This is a genomic window from Streptomyces sp. NPDC002867 (genome assembly GCF_053591895.1).
The window spans coordinates 44,737-66,392 of the sequence record NZ_JBSFUR010000016.1 but is presented as its reverse complement, the minus strand read 5'-3'; the positions used below and the strand labels follow the sequence as shown (position 1 = coordinate 66,392).

The 21,656-nt window shown below is 71.2% G+C and carries 19 protein-coding genes and 1 pseudogene; 11 read left to right on the top strand and 9 right to left on the bottom strand.

All coding sequences use genetic code 11. The annotated features are described in order from the left end of the window. Nucleotides 1–90: 90 nt before the first annotated feature. Entirely contained in the window at nucleotides 91–1,362 is a 1,272-nt protein-coding gene (locus ACWD0A_RS17690; protein ID WP_451299031.1) for an MFS transporter, read from the bottom strand. Between the two features lie 182 nt (nucleotides 1,363–1,544). After that, nucleotides 1,545–2,024, bottom strand: coding sequence for an ATP-binding protein (locus ACWD0A_RS17685; RefSeq protein WP_451299029.1), 480 nt, complete (start codon nucleotides 2,022–2,024; stop codon nucleotides 1,545–1,547). A gap of 832 nt (nucleotides 2,025–2,856) precedes the next feature. On the opposite strand from ACWD0A_RS17685, the gene ACWD0A_RS17680 reads away from it, so the two are divergent. From ACWD0A_RS17680 to ACWD0A_RS17640, 9 genes and pseudogenes are all read left to right on the top strand, one after another. After that, the gene (locus ACWD0A_RS17680) at nucleotides 2,857–4,401 is read left to right on the top strand and encodes an acyl-CoA carboxylase subunit beta (protein WP_451299027.1); all 1,545 of its coding nucleotides are present in this window, start codon (nucleotides 2,857–2,859) and stop codon (nucleotides 4,399–4,401) included. A 72-nt stretch (nucleotides 4,402–4,473) separates the two neighbouring features. After that, nucleotides 4,474–4,704 carry an acyl-CoA carboxylase epsilon subunit gene (locus tag ACWD0A_RS17675; protein ID WP_451299025.1) on the top strand — a complete coding sequence of 77 codons (231 nt, stop codon included), beginning with the start codon at nucleotides 4,474–4,476 and terminating at the stop codon, nucleotides 4,702–4,704. A 378-nt stretch (nucleotides 4,705–5,082) separates the two neighbouring features. After that, on the top strand, nucleotides 5,083–6,555 hold the full coding sequence (locus ACWD0A_RS17670; protein ID WP_451299023.1) for a hypothetical protein: 1,473 nt from the start codon (nucleotides 5,083–5,085) through the stop codon (nucleotides 6,553–6,555). 30 nt (nucleotides 6,556–6,585) lie between these two features. After that, nucleotides 6,586–6,704, top strand: a pseudogene (locus ACWD0A_RS17665) (IS5/IS1182 family transposase); the annotation flags it as partial. Nucleotides 6,705–6,746: 42 nt separating this feature from the next. Continuing rightward, entirely contained in the window at nucleotides 6,747–6,872 is a 126-nt protein-coding gene (locus ACWD0A_RS17660) for a hypothetical protein (RefSeq protein ID WP_451299021.1), read from the top strand. Between the two features lie 503 nt (nucleotides 6,873–7,375). Then, nucleotides 7,376–7,750, top strand: coding sequence for an STAS domain-containing protein (locus tag ACWD0A_RS17655; RefSeq protein ID WP_451299019.1), 375 nt, complete (start codon nucleotides 7,376–7,378; stop codon nucleotides 7,748–7,750). 64 nt (nucleotides 7,751–7,814) lie between these two features. Further along, on the top strand, nucleotides 7,815–8,546 hold the full coding sequence (locus ACWD0A_RS17650) for an ANTAR domain-containing protein (protein ID WP_451299017.1): 732 nt from the start codon (nucleotides 7,815–7,817) through the stop codon (nucleotides 8,544–8,546). A 5-nt stretch (nucleotides 8,547–8,551) separates the two neighbouring features. Next, a complete protein-coding gene (locus ACWD0A_RS17645; protein WP_451299015.1) occupies nucleotides 8,552–9,352 on the top strand; it encodes a GAF domain-containing protein in 801 nt (266 codons plus the stop codon). A 662-nt stretch (nucleotides 9,353–10,014) separates the two neighbouring features. Beyond that, the gene (locus ACWD0A_RS17640; RefSeq protein WP_451299013.1) at nucleotides 10,015–11,406 is read left to right on the top strand and encodes an MFS transporter; all 1,392 of its coding nucleotides are present in this window, start codon (nucleotides 10,015–10,017) and stop codon (nucleotides 11,404–11,406) included. A 177-nt stretch (nucleotides 11,407–11,583) separates the two neighbouring features. On the opposite strand, the gene ACWD0A_RS17635 is transcribed toward ACWD0A_RS17640, so the two are convergent. The 6 genes from ACWD0A_RS17635 to ACWD0A_RS17610 all read right to left on the bottom strand — a co-directional run bounded on the left by ACWD0A_RS17635 (nucleotide 11,584) and on the right by ACWD0A_RS17610 (nucleotide 18,140). Then, entirely contained in the window at nucleotides 11,584–13,485 is a 1,902-nt protein-coding gene (locus tag ACWD0A_RS17635) for a helix-turn-helix domain-containing protein (RefSeq protein WP_451299011.1), read from the bottom strand. Nucleotides 13,486–13,568: 83 nt separating this feature from the next. Then, a complete protein-coding gene (locus tag ACWD0A_RS17630) occupies nucleotides 13,569–14,372 on the bottom strand; it encodes a 3-hydroxybutyrate dehydrogenase (protein ID WP_451299009.1) in 804 nt (267 codons plus the stop codon). 54 nt (nucleotides 14,373–14,426) lie between these two features. Next, entirely contained in the window at nucleotides 14,427–14,909 is a 483-nt protein-coding gene (locus ACWD0A_RS17625; protein WP_451299007.1) for an NUDIX hydrolase, read from the bottom strand. Between the two features lie 43 nt (nucleotides 14,910–14,952). After that, on the bottom strand, nucleotides 14,953–16,575 hold the full coding sequence (gene lnt / locus ACWD0A_RS17620) for an apolipoprotein N-acyltransferase (protein ID WP_451299005.1): 1,623 nt from the start codon (nucleotides 16,573–16,575) through the stop codon (nucleotides 14,953–14,955). Nucleotides 16,576–16,671: 96 nt separating this feature from the next. After that, complete coding sequence (locus tag ACWD0A_RS17615; RefSeq protein WP_451299003.1) at nucleotides 16,672–17,232, bottom strand: hypothetical protein; 561 nt, start codon at nucleotides 17,230–17,232, stop codon at nucleotides 16,672–16,674. Nucleotides 17,233–17,351: 119 nt separating this feature from the next. Further along, nucleotides 17,352–18,140, bottom strand: a complete 789-nt coding sequence (locus ACWD0A_RS17610) for a glutamate racemase (protein ID WP_451299001.1) — start codon at nucleotides 18,138–18,140, stop codon at nucleotides 17,352–17,354. Between the two features lie 58 nt (nucleotides 18,141–18,198). On the opposite strand from ACWD0A_RS17610, the gene ACWD0A_RS17605 reads away from it, so the two are divergent. Continuing rightward, nucleotides 18,199–19,389: a glycosyltransferase gene (locus ACWD0A_RS17605; protein WP_451298999.1), complete on the top strand. Its 1,191-nt coding sequence runs from the start codon at nucleotides 18,199–18,201 to the stop codon at nucleotides 19,387–19,389. An 18-nt stretch (nucleotides 19,390–19,407) separates the two neighbouring features. Here the strand turns inward: ACWD0A_RS17605 and ACWD0A_RS17600 are convergent, their stop codons facing one another. Then, nucleotides 19,408–20,691 carry a TerD family protein gene (locus ACWD0A_RS17600; RefSeq protein WP_451298997.1) on the bottom strand — a complete coding sequence of 428 codons (1,284 nt, stop codon included), beginning with the start codon at nucleotides 20,689–20,691 and terminating at the stop codon, nucleotides 19,408–19,410. Nucleotides 20,692–20,946: 255 nt separating this feature from the next. Between ACWD0A_RS17600 and ACWD0A_RS17595 the strand changes: the two genes are divergently transcribed. Beyond that, on the top strand, nucleotides 20,947–21,402 hold the full coding sequence (locus ACWD0A_RS17595; RefSeq protein ID WP_451298995.1) for a DUF6643 family protein: 456 nt from the start codon (nucleotides 20,947–20,949) through the stop codon (nucleotides 21,400–21,402). Nucleotides 21,403–21,656: the final 254 nt, after the last annotated feature.

Here is a 21,656-nt window from a genome sequence, read left to right as displayed (position 1 = left end):
GCGGTCCGGACCAGGCATGACAGTGGTGGCCGGCAGTGCCGCCGACCACCACTGATCTGCAGAATCATCTGCCTGAAGGCCGACTGTGCGTCAGGACAGTTCCCTGCCGCGGGTTTCCGGCAGCCAAAGGAGCGCGACGAGGGCGAGTCCGTAGCCGATGGCACCGTAGATCAGCGCGCCGCCGACACCCGCCGACGAAAAGCCCACGGCGGTGGGGAAGATGGCCCCGACGGCCCGTCCGACGTTGTAGGTGAAGCTCTGGCCGGTGCCGCGGACCGCGCTCGGGTAGAGCTCGGCCAGGTAGGAGCCGAAGCCGGAGAAGATGGCGGAGGCGCTGAAGCCGAGGGGGAAGCCGAGTACGAGCAGGAGAGTGTTCGACCCCTCGGGGATGTTCACGTAGGTCATCAGCAGGCCCGCGCTGAGGAATGCGAAGAGGGCGAACGATGCCTTGCGTCCCAGCCGGTCGACGAGGTGACCTGCGGTGACATAGCCACAGAAGGCGCCGGTGATCAGCACGCTCAGGTAGCCGCCGGTACCGACGACGGTGAGGCCACGCTCCGCCTTGAGGTAGGCGGGCAGCCATGTGGCGAACGTGTAGTAGCCGCCCATCACGCCGGTGGCCAGCAAGGTCGCGAAGAACGTCCTGCGGGTCAGGTCACCCTGGAAGATGGAGGACAGTGGGACGCGCGCGTCCTTTTCCGCGAGCCGCTCGGTCACCTCGGGCGCATCCTCCACATTGCGCCGCACGTACACCAGCAGTACCGCCGGCAGCGCTCCGGTCCAGAACAGCACCCGCCAGGCGAGATCCGGGTCGACGTTGTTCATGACGGCGGTGCCGACAACGACGGCCAGCGCCCAGCCCACCGCCCACGAACTCTGGACCCAGGCGAGAACACGGCCGCGGTAGCGGGCCTTGGCGTATTCGGCGACCAGGATTGCTCCGGCCGCCCACTCCCCGCCGAAGCCGATTCCCTGGAGCGTCCGGAAGCCGAGCAGCATCGGGTAGTTGGTGGCGAAGCCGCACAGCACGGTGAACAGCGCGTAGGTGGCCACCGTGACCATCAGCGTCTTCACCCGGCCGATACGGTCGATCAGCATGCCCGCGATCACGCCACCGACTGCGGAGGCAAGCAGCGTGACAGTGGTCAGGAGGCCGGTCTGAGCCGTCGTCAGGCCGAAGTAGGCGGTGATGGCCACCATCGCCATCGGCAGCACAAGGAAGTCGTAGGAGTCGAGGGCATAGCCGCCGAAAGCCCCCTTGAACGCCTTGCGGCCTTGCGGGGACATCGACCGGTACCAGGCGAACCGGCCGGTCGGCTCAGCCTCGACAGTCGTCGGGGGGGTGGTGGGGATGGATGTCACGATGACCTCACGGAGGGAGGGAAGGAACGGGCCGAGACCTCTGGAGAACTGCCGGTGAAGCGGTGCTTCCGGCCTCGCGATCGGGAGATCACGCACATCGGGCTCGGCTCGACGATGGGAACAAGGTAGGGATCGTTGAACGATCCTTCAAGAGGGTGGGAGGTTACTTCTACAACTCGGGTTCATTTCAGGCCGTACTCGTACGACAGCTCTTCAGTCGGCAGCTCTTCAGCGCGGATCATCCCCGGGTCGGCCTCTCCGGCAGGCAGCACCGCCCAGACCACATGGCCATGCGGCAGGCGCCACACTCCCCAGTCCGAGGAGACGGCCTCCACCAGGCACAGCCCCCGGCCACTACAGAGGAGTTCGTCCCCGTCGGCGCCGGAATCGGCCACCTCCCGCCGAGCGGGAACACTGCCCGACCCCCCGCAGTCGCCGACTTCGAGGCGGATCATGTCGCCGCAGTCGGTGGAGATGCGGCGCGTCGTGTGCCAGACCGGCTCCACCTTCGAGCCATGCCTGAAGGCGTTGGTGACCAGCTCGGAGATGATCAGTTCGGCATTGTCGACAAGATGCCGCAGACCCCAGGCCTCCAGCTGGGCGCCGACCTGCCGACGAGCGGTCTGGGCGGAACTGGCGGCCGGGGGCAGAACCCAGGTCACACTCGCCTGGAGCTCCGCCTGACCGAAGGTCGGACCGGCCGGCTCCACCTGGGCGGAAACGAAGGGAGGCATTGCGTACCCCAAGAGGGATGTGTGTGCGGCACCGACGTTGCCGGGACTGACCGCAGGCGGTCCGCCTCGAGAGGGCTCGGAGCGGAATGAATGGCGACTGGCGCCTCTGGCTCGGTGAGACCGCGATCATGGGCTCGCGAGTCCCGACTTTCGCCTACCTTTTCCGGGGATCGTTCTACAATCCTTTTTCTGGATTAGCAGGCAATTCACCGATTGTCAAGGGCTTCGCCTTGAAGTTGCAGCCACCCCCAGGTGCCCCTCCAGACGCCAGGCACTGCCGCCCGCTTCACCGGGCGAGGCGCCCCGGGTTGGGGGCGACGACAGGTGAACTGGGGCAACGTCTCCGTCGCTCAGCCGCCCTCACGGGCACGTGCGGACCGCCCTGGAGTCCATGCCGCCGAAGAGGAACGCGGACCACTGACGCCACCGACGAGGAATGGATTGAGGAATCGTTCAACAATCACTACACTCGCGTATTCAGCGACGCCTCGACCATGCCGCCTCATGCGTCCTGCCGCGCCACACACCCAAGGCGTGCCATGACCTCTTCTGACCCCGCATACCGCCGGCAGTGCCTACGAAGCAGCTTCGGCGCCGGCCCTCCTCCGGTACGGCCTCACCGCCGACGGGCCGCGGCCACCCCCACCGCCCAAGGGAGCCCTGCAGCGTCGGATCCCTGCCACCCGTCTCGCACCGAGCGCGGTATGAGCCGGAACAACCCACCTGTCACCCGCCCGCTCGCCAAAATAAGGAGGCGCCCATGGCCGCCGAGAACAAGGACCACCGTGGCGCTGCGGTGCCCAAGAAACCCGTGGATCACTGGAGCGTCGAGGGCGCGGAGCAGGGGGCAAGGACGACCGCCCGGGAACGCGTGGAGCAGCTGGTCGATACATCCTCCTTCCTGGAGTTGGAGGAGGCGGCCGCGCGACCTGGAGACGGCCGCCCGCGCGGCAGTGGGGTGGTTGCCGGGTACGGCACGGTCGACGGTCGGAGGGTGGCCGTCTATGCGGTCGACTGCATGGTTCCCGGTGACGCTCTGGACGAGGCGCCGGCCCGGAAGATCGTCAAGGTGATCGACTTCGCACTCAGGACCGGCTGTCCAGTCGTTGCCATCCATGATGCCGGGCTGGACGGCTGGGGGGACCGGACGAGCGCCCTCGGCGTCTACAGCGGAATCTTCCGCCGCCATGTGCACTGCTCGGGCGTGCTGCCCCAGATCTCGCTCGTCTTCGGCGCGTGCGTCGGCAGCGCGGTGTTCTCACCCGCGTTGACCGACTTCACGGTGATGACCGAGGGAACCTCGTGCATGTTCACCGCTGCGCCGGACGTCATCGCCGTGGCCACCGGTGAGGATGTCGGCCTTCAAGAGCTGGGCGGCGCACGCACGCATGCCGCCGCCTCCGGCGTCGCGCACTACATGGCGGGCGATGAGGAAGACGCCGTCGAGTACGTCAGGGCTCTGCTGTCGTATCTCCCGTCGAACAACTGTGACGAGCCGCCGGTACACCCCTGCGAGGTGGGCCGGGACCACTGCACCGAGGACCTGGAGCTGGACACGGTCGTTCCCCGATCCCCCAATCAGCCCTACGACATGCGGCAGATCCTCGAGTCCGTGCTCGACGACGGGGAGTTCCTCGAGACGCAGCCACTGTTCGCCCCGAACATCATGACCGGCTTCGGCCGGGTGGAGGGCAGCCCGGTCGGCGTGGTCGCCAACCAACCGCTGCACTTCGGCGGGTGCCTGGACATCGACGCCTCCGAGAAGGCAGCCAGATTCGTTCGGACCTGCGACGCCTTCAACGTGCCGATATTGACGTTCGTCGACGTTCCAGGTTTCCTCGCCACAGTCGCTGAGGAACACAACGGCATCATCCGACGCGGGGCAAAGCTGATATACGCCTACGGTGAGGCCACGGTCCCCCTCGTCACCGTCATCACCCGCAAAGCGTACGGCGGCGCGTACGACGTGATGGGCACCAAGCACCTGGGCGCCGATCTCTGCGTGGCCTGGACCACCGCACAGATCGCTGCGGCCGGTCCCCACACCGCCATGGCTCCCCTCTTTCCGCACGAGCCGGCCACAGCTGACCACAGCGGAGTTGCCTCGGCGGAGGAACGGCGCGCCACGTTGATGGCCGAGTACGCACAGACGCTGCTCAACCCCTCGACCAGTGCCGAACGCGGCGACATCGATGCGGTGATCAGGCCCTCCAGGACACGTCAGTACATCGTCCGCGGCCTGCGAGCGCTGCGTACGAAGCGGGAGGCTCTTCCTGCGAAGAAGCACGGCAACATCCCCCTGTAGGACAGGTGTTGGGCCTGCCAGTCGGCGCCGCACCAGGTCACACGTTCTTCCGGCATCAGGAGCACGCACCCCATGGATTCCATCGAAGTGCTGTACGGGCGGCCCACCCCCGAGGAGCTGGCCGCGGTGGTCGCGGTGCTCAGAATCCGTGCCGCGCACGCCGCGGCCGCCGCCGGCCCGGCAACGCTCCGCACAGGGCGTTCGGCCTGGGCGGACCGCGCAGCCGCCATCGGGGTGCGCCCGCCGGCCCTCGACCGCCTGACCGGCCTCCCCCGCACCGCCTACGGCTGGCCGGCCGGGTGATGTCTGCCTTGGTACGAAGCTTCTCGGCGAAGGGCGCTCGGCCACGACGAAGCCGGCGACAGGTCCGGTCGCGTCAGGGACGAGCCGGACCACAGACCGACGCTGCCGAGCGCCGCACAAACGTGAGAGGAACTCGAGGTGGGAAGGGCCAGCAGGAGCCGCAAGAGAGTCAGGAACACGTCGCGGGCGGGCACTCGCGCGAGGACGCCGTCACAGGACGAGCGGCTGGAGCAGGTCCTCAGCTCCATTCGTGGTCGCCAACTGTCGTCGGCCGCCGGGCTGTTCATGGGTTATGCCGAGGTCGTCACCAGGCTGCAGGCCGGAACGGCCCCGCCTTGGCACTCGAAGTGCGATCCGCTTGACCTTCTGTTCCTGGGCATGTGCAGGGGCAAGTCCCCGAAGGGCGAGGCGTCCTTCGCCAACGCGCGGGACGCCTGGTTGGACGTACTGCGCGAGAACCGGCAGTGGCCCGCCGTCGCCGAGCTGCTGGAGCGCATGCTCGCGCTCAGCAACAGGCTGGATGTGCCCATCGACACCCCGCGACTGTTCCTGGAACTGTCCGCGGACCTCTCTACCGCTGAGCGGTGCATGGAAGCGCTCCCCTTGGGCCTCCATCCTGCCGAGGCACTCGCCGGGCACCGATCCATTGCCGGCATCGACCTCCGTGAGCGGCTGCCCGAACCCACCCGGGAATCCCACCGCGCGGCCGATGCCGTGCGGGCGCTCGCGGCCGTCGAGACCGAGCTGCCCCACGACCTCACTCCGGCCGACGCCCTCCGCATCGGCCTGCGGACTCTCACCGCGGCCGACGTCAGAGCAGCCGACCACGAACTCGTACTGCCGGCCCTCTTCTTCGGATACACCGGATACGCCGAGGGCGCGGCCGGCGTCACCGCAGCGCTTGCTCGCGAGCGCGCACAGGACTGGGTGGCCGGACTTCCCGAACGAGCTCCGGTCACCGCGGTCGCCGACCTCGCCTGCCGGGCAATGGCCCAGCGCCTGGGCAGTGCCGAGACGCTCGCGCGGCTGATGACACTGCCCCAGGTGCACGTCCCGGCCGAGCGCGCCCACGTCTCCTGGCGATCAGAGATCGGCATCGCCGCCGTACGGGAGGCGCTTGCCCTGCGGCCGGGAACATGCGTCCGGACCAGCGAGCACGAACACATCGCGCTCGGAGAGCAGGCCGCGGCCTTGGTGAAGTTCCAGCGGAAGCTGCGGGAAGCACAGCTGAAGCGGCCGCTGCAGGTCAACGATCCGCTGTTCGACCCGTCCATTCTCGACCTGCCCGAGCCGCCGTGGCTGACCCTGCTCGAGGAAGCCGGTCTGTCGGTCACCTCACTGCATGCCTCGCGGACCACCGGACTGATACCACCGGGCCCGGCCGGATTCGACAGGACCGCCCACCAGCGTGCGTGGAGGGCGGCCATCGACGACTTCCTCCATGCTCACCCGGAGCACGAGAAGGACTACGACCCGAAGCGCGACGCCGATGTCGCCGCGACGCTGGCCTTCACACTGGGCATGAGGATAGCCGCCATCGACCCCTCGGTCGGCGCAGGCACCATCGCCGAGATCCGCAGGGACCCCGACGGCCCGGCCGCGACAATGACGCTCAGGACCGCGGTCACGACGGCCGGTCCTCTCCTCGACGCGAGCCTGGTGGCCGCGGCGAAGGAACACGCCCGCGCCTTCGACGGCCATGGCCTGGCGCGCGACATCGAGCCGGCTGCCGCCCTTCTGTCTGGGCACCGCGGGGGCTTCACCGACTCCAACGCGACACGGCAGGGCCGCAGACTCGCCCCCGCGTTGTTCTGCCTCACCGTCGCGGCCGCCGCGCGGACTCCGCGCTGACCCGCAAAGCCGGGAGCCACCAGGTCGAAACGCGGCAAGCGCATCGGTGTCCGCATCGCACGCAAAGGCATCGAATCCAGCGAACGCCTCGGCCGAGGTGGGTCATCGAACGCACCATGTCATGGCTGACCGGTTACCGCCGACTCAACCACCAGAAGACGCCTCCCGAGTGAGGACCGGCCCCCCGAGCCATGGCCGCCCTCAGCAACCTGGCCATCGGCCCCCTCCGGCTCACCGGCCGCACAAACATCGCCGACGGCCTCCGCCACCACGCCCGCAACCCCGCCAGGCTCTTGGCCACCTCGGACATCAGGTGATCGAACCGGACAGCCCGCGAGAACGACGCAGCCTTGGCGGCGTAGCCCACCGGTGGGACCCAGGACCCAATCCCGACCAACCACGCTCATGCATCACAAGTGAACGATGGGGCACCGGGGAAAGGACGGCCCGTGAAGCCGGACGCCGGAACAAGGTGCCGCGGGGTCGGTGGAAGGCTGTGGCCGAGGAACGGCTGCCCGGGGGGTGGACGCGAGGGCTATGCTGCGATGGACGTCCCAGACCCCGGCGTGGCCCAATGCTGTTGTCGTGCTGGTGCCTGCGGGGAGAGGACAGGACGTCTGGATCACCACAGGCCCACATTCGAGGCGAAGCCGGTCGGGTTCACGGCCCTGCAACAGGGTTGCCATCGGTCGCGCTTGCCTCACCTGTAAAAGCGTCCGACCACGCGGAATACGTGCCAGGCGTAGCCGAAATTCCAGGCCCGCCCAGCGCTGCACCAGGTGGTCATAAGAACTGAGGCACTATGCCTGTTCTCTCAAGCTTGAACATCCACCGGCGCGACCGGGGAAGCCACGCGACCATCACCCTGGCGGGTGAACTCGACCTGGAGACGGCACACTCCGTGCGCGTGGTGATCGAAGACTGCCTGGGGGACGGAATCCGTACGGTCGACATCGACCTGACCCTCCTCACCTTCTGCGATGTCAGCGGCCTCAATGCCTTCCTGGTCACATCTCGGCTCACCACCACGGCCGGGGGGTCGCTGTGTCTGCAACATCCGAGCCCGATGCTGACCCGCCTCCTGGATCTGACCGCCACCGGCTTCCTCCTCGACGACCGGCCCTTGGTATCCGCGTCGCGTGCCACCGTCGCGGACGACCTGGCCGCCGGGCATCCCACATCGCCGGCCTCGTGACCGGGCCGGGAAGCATGACCAAGACCCCGCTCGGCGCCGGCGGCACGGGGCAAGGTGGTGGTGGGTGATCAGTGACCGCATGGTCGGGGTTCTGCGTCTGCTGCAGTCCGACGACGGCTCCGGCCAGGTAGCCGATGTCACCGCGGCCGGCGCCGCCGCGTTGGGCGTGGACGGCCTCGCGGTCTCCCTGGTCACCGAGGGCGACCTCACGGAGCTCCTGTGGTGCTCGGATGCCGAGACGCGCCGCTTCGAGGACCTTCAGCTCACCCTCGGGGAGGGCCCAGGGCCCGACGCGGCCCGTACCGGTGCGATGGTGTGGGTGCCCGACCTGGTCGGCGTTCGCCTTGCGCGCTGGCCCGCGCTGGCCATGGAGGCCCCCGCCCTGCCGGCCCGGGCGGTCTTCTGTTTCCCCATGGCGATCGGCGCGATCCGCACAGGTGTCCTGACCGCTGTACGCCGCACTCCGGGCCCGCTGGCTGCACAGCAGGCAGACGACGCGCTGATCCTGGCCGACGCGCTCACCGCCCGGTGCCTGGGCATCGGCGAGTCACGCGTGGCTGGGCCGCCCCCGGCCGGCTCCCCGCCCACCCTGCAGCACGCCGTGATCCACCAGGCGACGGGCATGGTCAGCGTCCAACTCTCCCTGCCCCTGCCCCAAGCCCTGCTGCGGCTGCGCGCGCATGCCTACAGCAGTGGGCGCTCCCTCACCGACATATCACAGGACGTGGTGGACCGGCAGCTTCGCCTGGACCGCAACGGCAACGGCACGCCCCCGACCGTCGTAGACAAGGACTGATCGACATGCCCCGCGAACAACGACTCACCGAGGTCTTCGTGGAAGTCGCAGACTCCCTGACCGACGACTTCGACCTCATCGACTTCCTCCAGCAGCTCTCGGTGCGCTGCGTGGAACTGCTGGACGTGGCGGCGGTCGGCATCCTGCTGGCCGACCAGCACGACATCCTGCAGACCATCGCCGCCTCCGACGAACATACCCGGCTGCTGGAACTCTTCGCCCTGCAGCACGACCAAGGCCCCTGCGTGGACTGCTACAAGAGCGGTCAGGCCCGCACCAACATCAACCTCACCGATCCGAAGACCACGGAGAGCTGGCCGCAGTTCGCCACCCGTGCTCACGAGACCGGATTCGTGGCCACCAACGCACTCCCGCTACGGCTGCGCGGCCACGTCATCGGCGCACTCGCCCTGTTCCAGACCGACCCCGAACCCCTCAGTGATCAGGACATCACCCTCGCTCAGGCACTGGCCGACATCGCGACCATCGCCATCCTGCAGCAGCGCACCCTGGACCACAGCCACATCGAGCGTGCCCAACTCCAGTACGCCCTCACCAGCCGCATCGTCCTGGAGCAGGTCAAGGGCATCCTCGCGGAACGCTGGCACATCTCACTCGACGACGCGTTCACCGCCTTCCGCTCCTACGCCCGCGCCCACCAACGTCAGCTCGCACAGCTGGCCCGCGAGATCGCCGACGGCGACTTCGACACCAACCTGATCCCCCACCCGGCCACTCGCCACCCGAGCGGTGACCCGACGACCCCGGGTGCCGTCAGCCGGCACCCCGACCATCCGCTGCCGTAGAGGTCTCGGCGCCGACTCCGCCCACCGCTGCCTGTCGACTCTGGACCGAGTGGCAGCGAAAAGCCAAGTTTCCGCAAAGCCGCACCCGGGCAGCTGTCGCAGCGTCGCACGACCAGGTCTCTGCGCGGCGTCGGCATGCAGACAAAGATTGCGACCCTGCGCCCTGCCGCTGACGCGCAACTGCCCAACAACAGTGGCGGCCCAAGCCACGACGCTTCCGTCGCACATCCCTGTGCCAGACCACGATTCGGCCGGCCCTTCGCGGATCGTGGTCGGCCGCTACGACTTACCAGTCGGCCTGCCCAGCACTCAACCCCAACGCCCGATCTGCACCACATGCCGTAGTTCTACGCAGCGTAGTCAGCACCAAGTCAGCCACGGGAGGGGCGGGAACGGGTGATGACGTGGGCTTTCAGTCAGCATCAAACCAGCACGGGAGTCAGCACGGCGCCTCCACATCATGCCCGAACAACGCACCTCGGACAGCCCCCTTCGCGGCCTCGTCAAGGCCGTCGCGGAGACCCCGGCACCGCCCGCATGGGGGGCGCACGCACTTCCACGCCCAGAACTATGGTGTCCCAGCACATGTGCCCGTGACCTGCGTGTTTCTACGGTGTGGCGACACGGAATCGTCCCCGCCCAACCGTCCGGAAGTGGTGTTCATGGCCGCCGCACAAACCGCTCCACCAGCGCCGAACTCGCTCAAGCGCATCGTCGCCGCGAGCCTCATCGGCACCACCATCGAGTGGTACGACTTCTTCCTGTACGGCTCGGCCGCCGCGCTGGTGTTCAACAAGCTCTTCTTCCCCGAGTCCGACCCGCTCGTCGGCACCCTGCTGTCCTTCCTCACCTACGCGGTCGGCTTCGCCGCCCGGCCGCTCGGTGCGCTCGTCTTCGGGCACTACGGTGACCGGCTCGGACGCAAGAAGCTGCTGGTGCTCAGCCTGCTGCTGATGGGCGGGGCCACGTTCGCGATCGGGCTGCTGCCCACGCACGCGACCATCGGGACCGCGGCGCCCGTGCTGCTCACCGTCCTCCGCCTCGTGCAGGGCTTCGCCCTCGGCGGCGAATGGGGCGGGGCCGTCCTGCTCGTGTCCGAGCACGGGGACGCCGACCGGCGCGGTTTCTGGGCGTCGTGGCCGCAGACCGGCGCGCCGGCCGGGCAGCTGCTCGCGACGGGCGTGCTCTCCGCGCTCACCGCCCTGCTCTCGGACGCCGCGTTCACCTCGTGGGGATGGCGGATCCCGTTCCTGCTCTCCGGTGTCCTCGTGATCGTCGGCCTGTGGATTCGTCTCTCCGTCGATGAATCGCCTGTCTTCAAGGCCGCCCTGGCCCAGGCCGAGCAGCGCAAGGCAGCCGCCGGACAGGGCGAGAAGATGCCGCTCGTGGCCGTGCTGCGCCACCACTGGCGCGATGTGCTGGTCGCCATGGGCGCGCGCATGGCGGAGAACATCAGCTACTACGTGATCACCGCGTTCATCCTCGTGTACGCGACGACCGCGGTGGAGATGAGCAAGCAGACCGCCCTCAACGCCGTACTCATCGCCTCGGCCGTCCACTTCGCGACGATCCCGCTCTGGGGCGCGCTCTCGGACCGGATCGGCCGCCGGCCTGTCTACCTCATCGGCGCCATCGGCGTCGGCGCGTGGATGTTCCCCTTCTTCGCGCTGATCGACCGGGGCAGCTTCGGTTCGCTGCTGCTGGCCGTGAGCGTCGGTCTGGTGCTGCACGGGGCGATGTACGCGCCGCAGGCGGCGTTCTTCTCCGAGATGTTCGCGACACGCATGCGTTACTCCGGGGCGTCCATCGGCGCGCAGTTCTCCTCCGTCGCCGCCGGAGCCCCCGCGCCGCTCATCGCGACCGCCCTGCTCGCCGACTACCACTCGTCGACGCCGATCGCCCTGTACGTCATCGCCGCCGCCCTGCTCACCGTGGTGGCCATCGCATGCGCCAAGGAGACCAGGCACCGGAACCTCAACGACGTGGAGCCCGGCTCCGACGGCGCCGCGGACTCCGTGTCCTCCCCATCGGCGGATGCCGCCCGTACCACCTGAGCAGCGCCCCCTCCCCACCGCACACGAACCCGCGCGGGACCACATCGGTCCCGCGCGGCTTCGTGTGCGGCGCGGGCTCCAGGCAGACGGGCTTCGTGTGCAGGGCACGCCGGGAGGGACTTCATGGGCAGGGCGCGCTCCGGCAGCCGGAAGAGCGGCGGGAGGGAGCCGCCGGCGTCATTCCCGGTGCGCCACCGCCGAGGACATCCCGTACAGCCGCAGCGCCAGTTGGATCTCCAAGGCGCGGGCGGGCGTCTGCCAGTCGGGGCCCAGGAGCCGGCCGATGCGCTCGAGCCGCTGGGCGACGGTGTTCACATGGACGTGGAGGTCGTCCTTCGTACGGGCCGGGCTCATGCCGCTGGCGAAGTACGCGTCGAGGGTGCCGACCAGGTCCGTGCCGCGGCGTCTGTCGTACGCGACGACCTCGCCGATCGTGCGGTGCACGAACCCGTCGATGTCGCCGGGGTCGGCCAGCAGCAGCCCGAGGAAGCCCAGGTCCTCGGCGGCCGCGCCCTGTCCGGAGCGGCCGAGCAGGCGCAGCGCGTCCAGGCAGCGCCGCGCCTGCTCGTAGGCGCCGGATATCGGAGCGGGGTCGCCGGCCGGGGAGGCCACCGGGGACGAGGCCCCGACGGTCACCGACTCGCGCAGCGTGCCCGCCAGTTGGCGGGCGGTCTGGCGGGCGAGGGAGGCCGGGGTGTCGTCGGGGCCGAGCGGGAGGAGCAGGACCGTGCCGCCGTCCCGGGCCGCGGCGAGGCCGGAACGGGTCGCGGCCAGGTGTGAGGCGGCCGACCACAGCCGCTGCCGGTCCGCACTCTCCCGCGCGGCCGACTCGGGGCCGGCTGCGGAGCCGGTGTCCGGGTGGCCGTCGATCCGGGCCGCCAGCACGACGTGGGGCAGGTCCAGGTCGGCGCGGAGCCGCGCCGCACGCTCCCGCAGCAGGCGGGGGTCGCGGTCCGGCGTGTCCAGCAGGTCGTCCAGCAGCTCGCCCCGTACCCGCTGTTCGGCGTCGTGCGCCGATCGCCGGGCGAGCAGGAGCAGCGAGGTGACCATGGCTGCCCGCTCCAGGGTGCGCCGGTCGACGGGGTCGAGGTCGGGGTGGCCCCGCAGCACGAGTGCGCCGAACACCTCGCCGCCCGCGGAGACTTCGGCGACCCAGTCGTCGCCGTGGCGGCCCGCGCGGCCGTCCGCCGCGGTGAGCTGTGGGCCGTGATCGGTGAACTCGACCGTGCCGTCCAGGACTTCGGAGAGCGCGGCGGCCACGTCGTCGACACCGCCGCCTCGCAGGACCAGTTCGGTGAGCCGGTCGTGCACCTCCGACGCGCGCTCGATGACGCCGCTGTGCTCCTGGATGATCGCGTGGGCCCGCTCCAGCTCGGACAGGGCGGAGCGCGTCTCGGCGAGCAGGTTCGCCGTGTCGATGGCCACGGCGGCGTGTGCGGCGAACGAGGCCAGCAGCGCGACCTGTTCCCGTTCGAAGACGCGGGCGCGGCGGTCCGCGGCGAACAGCACGCCGATGACCTGGCTCCCGAGCGTCAGCGGCACGCCGAGGATGGCGACCAGCCCCTCGTCCCTGACGGCCGCGTCGATCGGCCCGGTGTGCTCGAACCGGGCGTCGCCGAAGTAGCTGTCGGTCACGTAGGGGCGGGCCGTCTGCGCGACGAGGCCGCCGAGGCCCTCCCCCATGCCGAGCCGGAGCTGCTGGAAACGCGCCGAGACCGACCCTTCGGTGACCCGCATGTAGGTGTCGCCGGCGACGGGGTCGTTGAGGCTGAGGTAGGCGACCTCGGTACCCAGGAGGGAACGGGCGCGCTGCACGATCGCGCGCAGCACGGCGTCGAGGTCGCGCAGACCGGCCAGGTCGTGCGCCGTCTCGAAGAGCGCGGACAGCTCCGCCTCCCGCCGCCTGCGGCCCTCCAGCTCGGCACGGACCCGCAGCGCGAGTTGCTTGGCGTGCTCGACGGCGGCGAGCGACTCGGCGTCGGCGCCGTGTGCCCGCGCGAGGAGCACGGGCCTGTCGTAGGCCTCGGCTGCGGCGCCGCGGGCGAGGAGCTCCAGGTAGGCGGCTTGATCCAGGGACATGGACACAGGATTACCCGGCGCGGGCGGGGTCGCGCCAGCCCTGTGGACAACCGGGCGCCCGCCCTCGGCGGCCGCGCCCGCCGTCAGTGGGCGGTCCATCCGCCGTCGAGGGCCAGGGAGGTGCCGGTGATGAACGCGGCCTGCGGCGAGCACAGGTACAGCACGGCCTCGGCGACCTCGTCGGGTTCGACGAGGCGCTTGATCGCCGAGTCCTTGAGGAGGACGTCGGTCAGGACGCGTTCCTCGGGCAGGGAGTGTGCGGCCGCCTGGTCGGCGATCTGCTTCTCGACCAGGGGCGTGCGCACATAGCCCGGATTGACGCACACCGACGTCACTCCGTGGGGCGCGCCTTCGAGGGCCGCGGTCTTGGACAGGCCCTCGAGGCCGTGTTTGGCGGCCACATAGGCGGACTTGAAGGCTGAGGCCCGCAGCCCGTGTACGGAGGAGATGTTGACGATCCGCCCCCAGCCCTGCGCGTACATGTGCGGCAACGCGCCCCTGATCAGGCGGAACGGCGCTTCCAGCATGACGGTGAGCACGGTGTGGAAGACGTCCGGCGGGAACTCCTCGATGGGGCGGACGAGTTGCAGTCCGGCGTTGTTGACGAGGATGTCCGCGCCCGCGGCGACGGCCTCGGCGGCGTCGAGGTCGGTGAGGTCGAGCACCCTCGCCTCGACGGTGCCGGCGAGTCCGTCGGCCCGCTCCACCAGCGCGGCCAGCCCCTCGGCGTCGCGGTCGACGGCTCTGACCTTCGCGCCCGCGGCCGCGAGCCGCAGCGCGCACGCGTGGCCGATGCCGCCCGCGGCACCGGTGACCAGGGCGCTGCGGCCGCCGAGGTCGAGGGAGACGGAGGGCTCTGCGGGACCTGAGGTGATGGGCGCGGTCATGTGTGCACCCTAGGCAGCGATCACTACCCCACCGATGTGGTCAGCGCCCATACTTCACTGCTCAATGGTGGGGTGGAACCATGCTGGTCCTTCGGTCAGCGCCTGCTTGATCCGGAACAGGTCGGACTCCTGGAGTTGCGGCAGCGAGTCGATCGAAAACCAGCCCACCTCGAGCGATTCGTCGTCGTTGACCCGGGCGTCTCCGCCGACCGCCCGGCAGCGCATGGTGATGTCCATGTACTGGCAGCGATCCCCGTTGGGGTAGGTGACCGGATCGGACAGCGCCTGCACGAGGACGACCCGCTCGGCGACGCACTGTACGGCCGTCTCCTCGAACACCTCGCGCTCCGCGGTCCTGGCCGGCTCCTCCCCCGGCTCCGGGATGCCGCCGATGATCGACCACTTGCCGGTGTCCGCGCGTCTGCCGAGCAGCACGCGCCCCTCGTCGTCGAGGACGACGGCGCTCACCCCCGGCAGTAACAGCAGCTGGTGGCCTGCGGTGGCCCGGATCTCGCGGATGAAGTCAGGCGTGCCCATGCCCGCGACCCTAACGGGCGGCCCCCGGCGTCGACCGGGGAGGTCAGGCGCCGGCGCCCTGCTCCGCTGCGGCGGCCGCGCGCTCGCGCCGTTCGCGTACGGCATCGGTGACGGCCTTGCCCACTGCGGCGGCCGCGAGGAGCAGCAGGGCCACCTCGGGCCAGACGCCGAGCCGGGTGGCGGGCGTGAGAGAGGAGCGCAGCGGCACCTCGGCGACGAGCGCGTCGGGCGTGAACATGCGCGTCTCCTGGACGATCTCGCCGTCCGGCATGATCACGGCACTGACGCCGCTGGTCACCGGGACGACGACGGACCGGCTGTGCTCCACGGCCCGCACACGCGACATGGCCAGCTGCTGGTAGGTCATCTCGCTGCGGCCGAAGGTGGCGTTGTTGCTGGGGACGGAGATGAGCTGCGCGCCATGGGTGACCGTGTCGCGGGCCGCGTCGTCGAACGCCGCCTCGAAGCAGGTGACGAGACCGACCCGCGTCCCCGCCAGGTCGAAGACGCCGACCTCGTGCCCCGGACCGAAGTCGCGGCTGACGCGGTCCACGTCGGAGTTGAAGATCCGTACGATCGGACGCAGCGGGATGTACTCGCCGAACGGCTGGACGTGGCGCTTGTCGTAGGTGTCGACGGGCCCGCGGCGCGGGTCCCACTCGATCAGCGTGTTGCGGAGCGTGCCCGTCTCCGGGGTGACCACGGCGCCGACGACGGTCGGGACGCCGATGGCCCGGACGGCCTCGTCGATGACGAGGCGGGCGTCGGCGTTGCGGTAGGGGTCGAGGTCGGAGGAGTTCTCCGGCCACAGCACGAAGTCGGGCTTCGGCGCCCTGCCCGCCGCCACGTCGTCGGCCAGCTGCTCGGTGCGCTGCGCGTGGTTGTCGAGGACCGCCCGGCGCTGGGCGTTGAAGTCGAGACCGAGGCGGGGCACGTTGCCCTGGATGGCGGCGACGGTCGCGGTGCCGTCCTCGGCGGCGTCGTCGACGAGCGGCCGGGCGCACAGGGCCCCCACGAGCGGCAGCACGAGAGCCAGCAGCGCGGCGGCCGCCGCCGCGCGCCGCACGCTGCCGGTGCGGCGGCGCGCCGTCACCTGTCGCACCGTTTCGTACAGGCCCAGTCCGCACAGCACGACGGCGAAGCTCAGCACGGGCGTGCCGCCGACGGCGGCCAGCGGCAGGAAGAGGCTGTCCGCCTGTCCGAACGCGATCTTCCCCCAGGGGAAGCCGCCGAACGGCACCCTGGCACGGGCCGCCTCTCCGGCGATCCACACCGCCGCGCCCCACACCGGCCACGCGGGCAGGCGCGAGACGGCCGCCATGCCCACGCAGGTGACCGCGACGAACACGGCCTCGACAGCGGCGAGCGCCAGCCACGGGACCGCGCCGACCTCCTCGCCGGTCCAGACGAGCAGGGGGAGCAGAAAGCCCAGGCCGGTCAGGTGGCCGAGGCCCAGCGCCACCCGCGGCCGCCGCCCACGCAAGGCCCACCCGAGCAGCGCGAACGCGGGGAGCGCCAGCCACCACAGGGGCCTCGGCGGGAAGCTCAGGTAGAGCAGCACCCCTGCCAGGGCCGCGGCTCCGGGCCGTACGAACCGCCGGATCAGCGGGCGGCCGGCCGCGCGGGCGGGCTGCGGGATGTCGACTGGGGTGATGGTGACGCTCACCTGCCGGAGTCTACGGCGGTGCCCTGCGTGCCCGGCAGAGCGGTCACCGCGCGCGACGGGGACGGCACGACCGTGCCCGGCGTGGGGCGGCCCGGCTCAGACGTGCGGCACGGGGCCGCTGTTCGACCGGCTGAGGCGGTCCCGGATGACGCGCACGGCCATCGCGGCGTTGTCGACGGTCACCGTGAACGTATCGCCGCCCGCCAGCGTGACGACCACACCCTCGCCGCGCCGCACGACCCACGCCGTCCCCTTCTCCGGGCGCCAGCGGCAGCCCCAGCCGCCCCATTGATGCGGGGTGACCTTCGGGTCGTAGTCCGCCTTGACGACTTCGCTGAGGAGGATGCGCTTGCGCGGCAGGCCCACGTGGCCGCAGCGCACTTCGAGGGCCTCCCGGTCGATGGTCACTTCCAGGCGGACGAAGGCAAGCGTCCCGTAGAGCACCAGGAGGCCCGCCGCGACGCAGCCGATCACCGCCATCAACAGGGCTGTGATGCCCGTCTCCCAGTCGGCCGAGACGGCGAGCTTGATACCGAGCGCGAGGCAGGCCGCACCCGCGGCCGCGAGCACCCACTGCAGGCGATTGGTCGCTCGGCCGGTCCAGACTTCGGGAAGGGGCTCGATGCCGGGCCCCATGTGGCGGAGATGGTGCCTCATGTCTGGAGCGTACCCAGCATCGGCGTACACAGCACGGTCCGGACGTGACGGAGGGTAATGATCACCGGCGGGCCGGCGCGCCGGTCGGCCGGTGCGCCGGTCGGCCGGTGCGGGCGGCGTCAGACCGCGGGGGTGACCGCCTGGAGCAGGCGCCCCTCGGCGTAGGCGAGGGCGGCGGGGGGCAGCTCGGACTCCCGGCCGCTGAGCAGGACCGTGATCCGGCCGCTCGGCGCCGCATCGGGCGCGGGGGCGGCACCGCTGCGGCGCAGGGCCTGGGCGGCGACCGCGTCCGCGGAGCCGTGGAGGGCGAGGGCGCCCCCGTCACCGTCGGCCGCCACGGCCGCGCGGATGCGTCCACCGACGAGTTCGTAGTGGGTGCAGCCGAGGACGACGGCGCCGACGTGAGGCGGCGTGATGGCCGCCGCTGCGGCGATCGCCCGGTCGATCGCCGCCTCGTCGGCGCTCTCGACGGCGTCGGCGAGACCGGGGCAGGGGACCTCGGTGACGTCGACGGCGTGGGCGAATTCCGCGATGAGTCCGCGCTGGTACGGGCTGCCCGTGGTCGCCGGGGTGGCCCAGATGGCCACGGGGCCGCCGCCTGCCGCTGCGGGCTTGATCGCGGGCACGGTCCCCACGACGGGGAGGTCCGGCTCCAGCTCCGCACGGATCGCGGGCAGAGCGTGCACCGAGGCGGTGTTGCAGGCGATGATCAGGGCGTCCGGACGGTGGGCTGCCGCCGCGCGGGCCACGGCGAGCGCGCGCTCGGTGATCTCGTCGGGCGTATGGGGCCCCCAGGGCATGCTGTCGGGAGCCGAGGAGAGGACCAGATCCGCGTCGGGCCGCAGTCGGCGTACGGCGGCGGCCGCCGCGAGGAGGCCGAGTCCGGAGTCCATGAGCGCGATCTTCACCCGGTCACCATAGTCGACCGCCGCCGCGGGCCCGCCGGCGTGGGGCAGACTGCGGCGCATGAGCGCCCTTGCGTGGACCGCCCTCGGATCGCTGGCCGCGTGGTGCTGGCTGCTGCTCGGTCAGGGCTTCTTCTGGCGCACCGATCAGCGCCTGCCCGGGCGGCAGGCCCCCGCCGTGTGGCCGGATGTCGCCGTCGTGGTGCCCGCGCGGGACGAGGCCGCCGTCCTGCCGGACAGCCTGCCGTCCCTGCTCGGCCAGCGGTACCCGGGCCGCGCGGAGATCGTGCTCGTGGACGACAACAGCGGCGACGGCACCGGCGAGGTCGCGCGCTCGCTCGCCGAGCGGCACGGCGGGCTGCCGCTGCGGGTCGTGACCCCGGGCGAGCCGGAGCCGGGCTGGACGGGGAAGCTGTGGGCGCTGCGGCACGGGATCGCCCTGGCCCGGGCGAACGATCCGGAGTTCCTGCTGCTGACGGACGCGGACATCGCCCACGAGCCGGACAGCCTGCGCGAGCTGGTGGCGGCGGCCCACGGGAGCGGCGACGCGGGCGCGGGCGGGTACGACCTGGTGTCCCAGATGGCGCGGCTGCGCGTCGAGAGCGGGTGGGAGCGCCTGGTGGTCCCGGCGTTCGTCTACTTCTTCGCCCAGCTCTATCCCTTCCGCTGGATCAACTCGGCCGGCGCGCGGACCGTCGCCGCGGCCGGCGGGTGCGTCCTGCTGCGCACCGCCACCGCGGTGCGGGCGAACGTCCCGTCGTCGATCCGGCACGCGGTGATCGACGACGTCTCCCTGGCGCGCGCGGTGCGGCGCGCGGGCGGCCGGGTCTGGCTGGGGCTCGCGGAGCGGGTGGACAGCGTGCGCCCGTATCCGCGGCTCGCGGACCTGTGGCGGATGGTGTCCCGCAGCGCGTACGCGCAGCTGCGGCACAACCCGCTGGTGCTGGCGGCCACGGTGGCGGGGCTCGCCCTGGTGTATCTCGCGCCGCCCGTCGTGCTGGCGGCGGCGACGGCGGCGGGCGACCCGGTGGCCGCGTGGGCGGCCGGACTCGCCTGGGCGGTGATGGCGGGGACGTACGCGCCGATGCTTCGCTACTACCGCCAGCCGCTGCTGCTCGCGCCCACGCTGCCGTTCACCGCGCTGCTCTACCTGCTGATGACCGTCGAGTCGGCGGTGCAGCACCACCGGGGCAGGGGCGCGGCCTGGAAGGGGCGTACCTACGCCCGGCCCGAGGCCGCGCCCGACCGCTGAACACCCGTCGGGCGGGCGTCACTTCCTGCCCGGCGTCCAGTTCATGCCCCAGCCGTAGGCGTGATCGACGGTGCGCTGGGGGCTGACGCCCCGGTCGGGCACGAGGAAGCGGGCCTCGCGCTGGACGACGAGGTCCGATCCGGTGTTCGTGATGAGGGCGAGGGCGCAGACCGTGGAGGGCACGGTGCACTCGCCGAGGGAGAAGTCGATGGCGGCGCCGTGCTGGGGTTGCAGCGTCACCGTCGCGTCGAGGTCGGCGAAGCTCCGCGCGCCCTCGTAGATCGTCACGAAGATCACGACCCGGCGCAGGGCGCTCTTGTGGTCGAGGTTGATGGTGAGGTTCTCGCCGGGTGTGCCGCCGGTGCGGTCGTCGCCGTCGAGGTGGATGTACGGCGGCTGGTGCAGTGCGCCGAAGGCGTTGCCCAGGGCCTGGACAACGCCCTTGCGTCCGTCGGTGAGTTCGTACAGGGCGCACAGGTCGAGGTCGAGGTCGCCGTGCATGGCGACGGCGCGGCCGAGCTTGGCGCCCCAGCCCTGGAACTGCTTGCGCACCTGCCAGCTCAGGTTCACGCGCATCGCGCCCGAGGTGCCGCCCTGCTTCGTCAGCGAGACGGACGGGGCCTCCTTGGTCAGGGTGATCTTGGTGAGCCGTACCGGGGCGGGAGGCGCTGCGGGTGGGGCGGGAGGCGGCGGCGGAGCCGCGACGGGCGAGGCGGCGACAGTCGCCGGGGCGGCCGTCGCCGGCGGCACGGCCGCAGCGGGCGCCGCCGGGCGCTGGGGCTCGTCCACAGTGATGCCGAAGTCCGTGGCGAGACCCTCGACTCCGGTGCCGTACCCCTGGCCGACCGCGCGGAACTTCCACGCGCCCTGTCGCCGGTAGAGCTCGCCGAGCACGAACGCCGTCTCGACGGTGGCGTCCTTGCTGTCGTAACGGGCCACCTCGGCGCCGGACGCCGCGTCCAGGACGCGGATGTGCAGCCCGGGCACCTGGCCGAACGCGCCGCCGTCGGCCGACGCGGCCAGCACGATCCGGTCGATTCCGGCCTCGACACGGTCGAGGTCGACGGCGACCACGTCGGTGGCGGCGCCCTGGCCGGTCCGCTTCCCCTCGTGGCGCACGGCTCCCGAGGCGTGCGCGGGCTGGTTGTAGAAGACGAAGTCGGCGTCGGAGCGGACCTTCCCGCCGGCCAGGAGAAGCGCCGAGGCGTCGATGTCCGGAACGCCAGGCCCCGGCCGCCACCCCAGTTCGACGCGGACGCGCTGCGCCTGCACCGCGGTGTTGGCTCCCTTGAGCATCGACATGACCGCCCCCTCACCGCTTCGGTTCCTGCGCCCGGAAGTTCATTCATCGTCAACCTATTCCGCATACATCCACCCGATCGAGCCCGACCCGCCGGTAACCCTCTCTACGCTTGCCCTTTACACGAAAGCGAGACGTCGGAGCGACCGTTTTTGCCTGATTCGCTCGAATTGGGGATCCGTGGTCACTCAGAGCTGTCGAAACAACCCGCTTATCGGGCTCCCCAACCAGCACATCGTGGGCTTAACTTATGTGCCATGACCTCCCCCCGCGCCACCTACGGCGGCGGTTACTACTCCGCGCCGTCGTTCCCCGACACCCCGATCTACGACTCTCTGGTCGCGGAGCGGGGCACGCCTCAGATCGCGCCGATCCGAGTGCCCGCCGCGTACGACACCGGCAGCAGCTACCTGCCGGCGCTCCCCGCGGCCCTGCCCGCCCTCCCGGCGGCACCGTCACCGGCCCCTGCCTACGGCTACCCGCAGCAAGCGCCGCAGCCTGTACCGCTGCAGCACGCGCCCGCGCCGTACATCCCGCAGCAGGTGTCGGCACCCCGCGGGTACCCCGGCCCGCAGTACCAGGGCCAGCCGCAGCCGCCGCGGCCGGTCGCCACCGGGTACGAGGCGATGCGCCCGGCCGCGCCGCGGCCCGCACCTTCTCCCGCGCCGTACGACGACCCGTACAACCGCCCGTACCAGGGACGGGGGTACTGACGGCACAGTGACGGCGGCCGGTGACGGCGCCCCCTCCGGTCGGCCGCCACGCGGCACGCCACGGCAGGGAGCGCACCGCACCCGGCGCACGGTGGCGTAGCCGCGGGGGAATGCGGGGAGACCACCGGTGGAACCCCGGCCGACTCGTCGGCCGGGGTTCCCGTGCAACGGGGCGCTCCACGAACGGTGTTGGCCGTGCGCCGGATCGCCGCCGGGGCAGTCTGCCGGAGCGGCCCCCGGCGCCCGGGTGCGCC

Excerpts from the sequence above, each read along its gene's own strand:
- ACWD0A_RS17680 (WP_451299027.1), top strand. The coding sequence starts at position 2,857 with ATGGCCGCCGAGAACAAGGACCACCGTGGCGCTGCGGTGCCCAAGAAA.
- ACWD0A_RS17675 (WP_451299025.1), top strand. The coding sequence starts at position 4,474 with ATGGATTCCATCGAAGTGCTGTACGGGCGGCCCACCCCCGAGGAGCTG.
- ACWD0A_RS17670 (WP_451299023.1), top strand. The coding sequence starts at position 5,083 with ATGTGCAGGGGCAAGTCCCCGAAGGGCGAGGCGTCCTTCGCCAACGCG.
- ACWD0A_RS17660 (WP_451299021.1), top strand. The coding sequence starts at position 6,747 with ATGGCCGCCCTCAGCAACCTGGCCATCGGCCCCCTCCGGCTCACCGGC.
- ACWD0A_RS17645 (WP_451299015.1), top strand. The coding sequence starts at position 8,552 with ATGCCCCGCGAACAACGACTCACCGAGGTCTTCGTGGAAGTCGCAGAC.
- ACWD0A_RS17640 (WP_451299013.1), top strand. The coding sequence starts at position 10,015 with ATGGCCGCCGCACAAACCGCTCCACCAGCGCCGAACTCGCTCAAGCGC.
- ACWD0A_RS17635 (WP_451299011.1), bottom strand. The coding sequence starts at position 13,485 with ATGTCCCTGGATCAAGCCGCCTACCTGGAGCTCCTCGCCCGCGGCGCC.
- ACWD0A_RS17630 (WP_451299009.1), bottom strand. The coding sequence starts at position 14,372 with ATGACCGCGCCCATCACCTCAGGTCCCGCAGAGCCCTCCGTCTCCCTC.
- ACWD0A_RS17625 (WP_451299007.1), bottom strand. The coding sequence starts at position 14,909 with ATGGGCACGCCTGACTTCATCCGCGAGATCCGGGCCACCGCAGGCCAC.
- ACWD0A_RS17615 (WP_451299003.1), bottom strand. The coding sequence starts at position 17,232 with ATGAGGCACCATCTCCGCCACATGGGGCCCGGCATCGAGCCCCTTCCC.
- ACWD0A_RS17605 (WP_451298999.1), top strand. The coding sequence starts at position 18,199 with ATGAGCGCCCTTGCGTGGACCGCCCTCGGATCGCTGGCCGCGTGGTGC.
- ACWD0A_RS17600 (WP_451298997.1), bottom strand. The coding sequence starts at position 20,691 with ATGTCGATGCTCAAGGGAGCCAACACCGCGGTGCAGGCGCAGCGCGTC.
- ACWD0A_RS17595 (WP_451298995.1), top strand. The coding sequence starts at position 20,947 with ATGACCTCCCCCCGCGCCACCTACGGCGGCGGTTACTACTCCGCGCCG.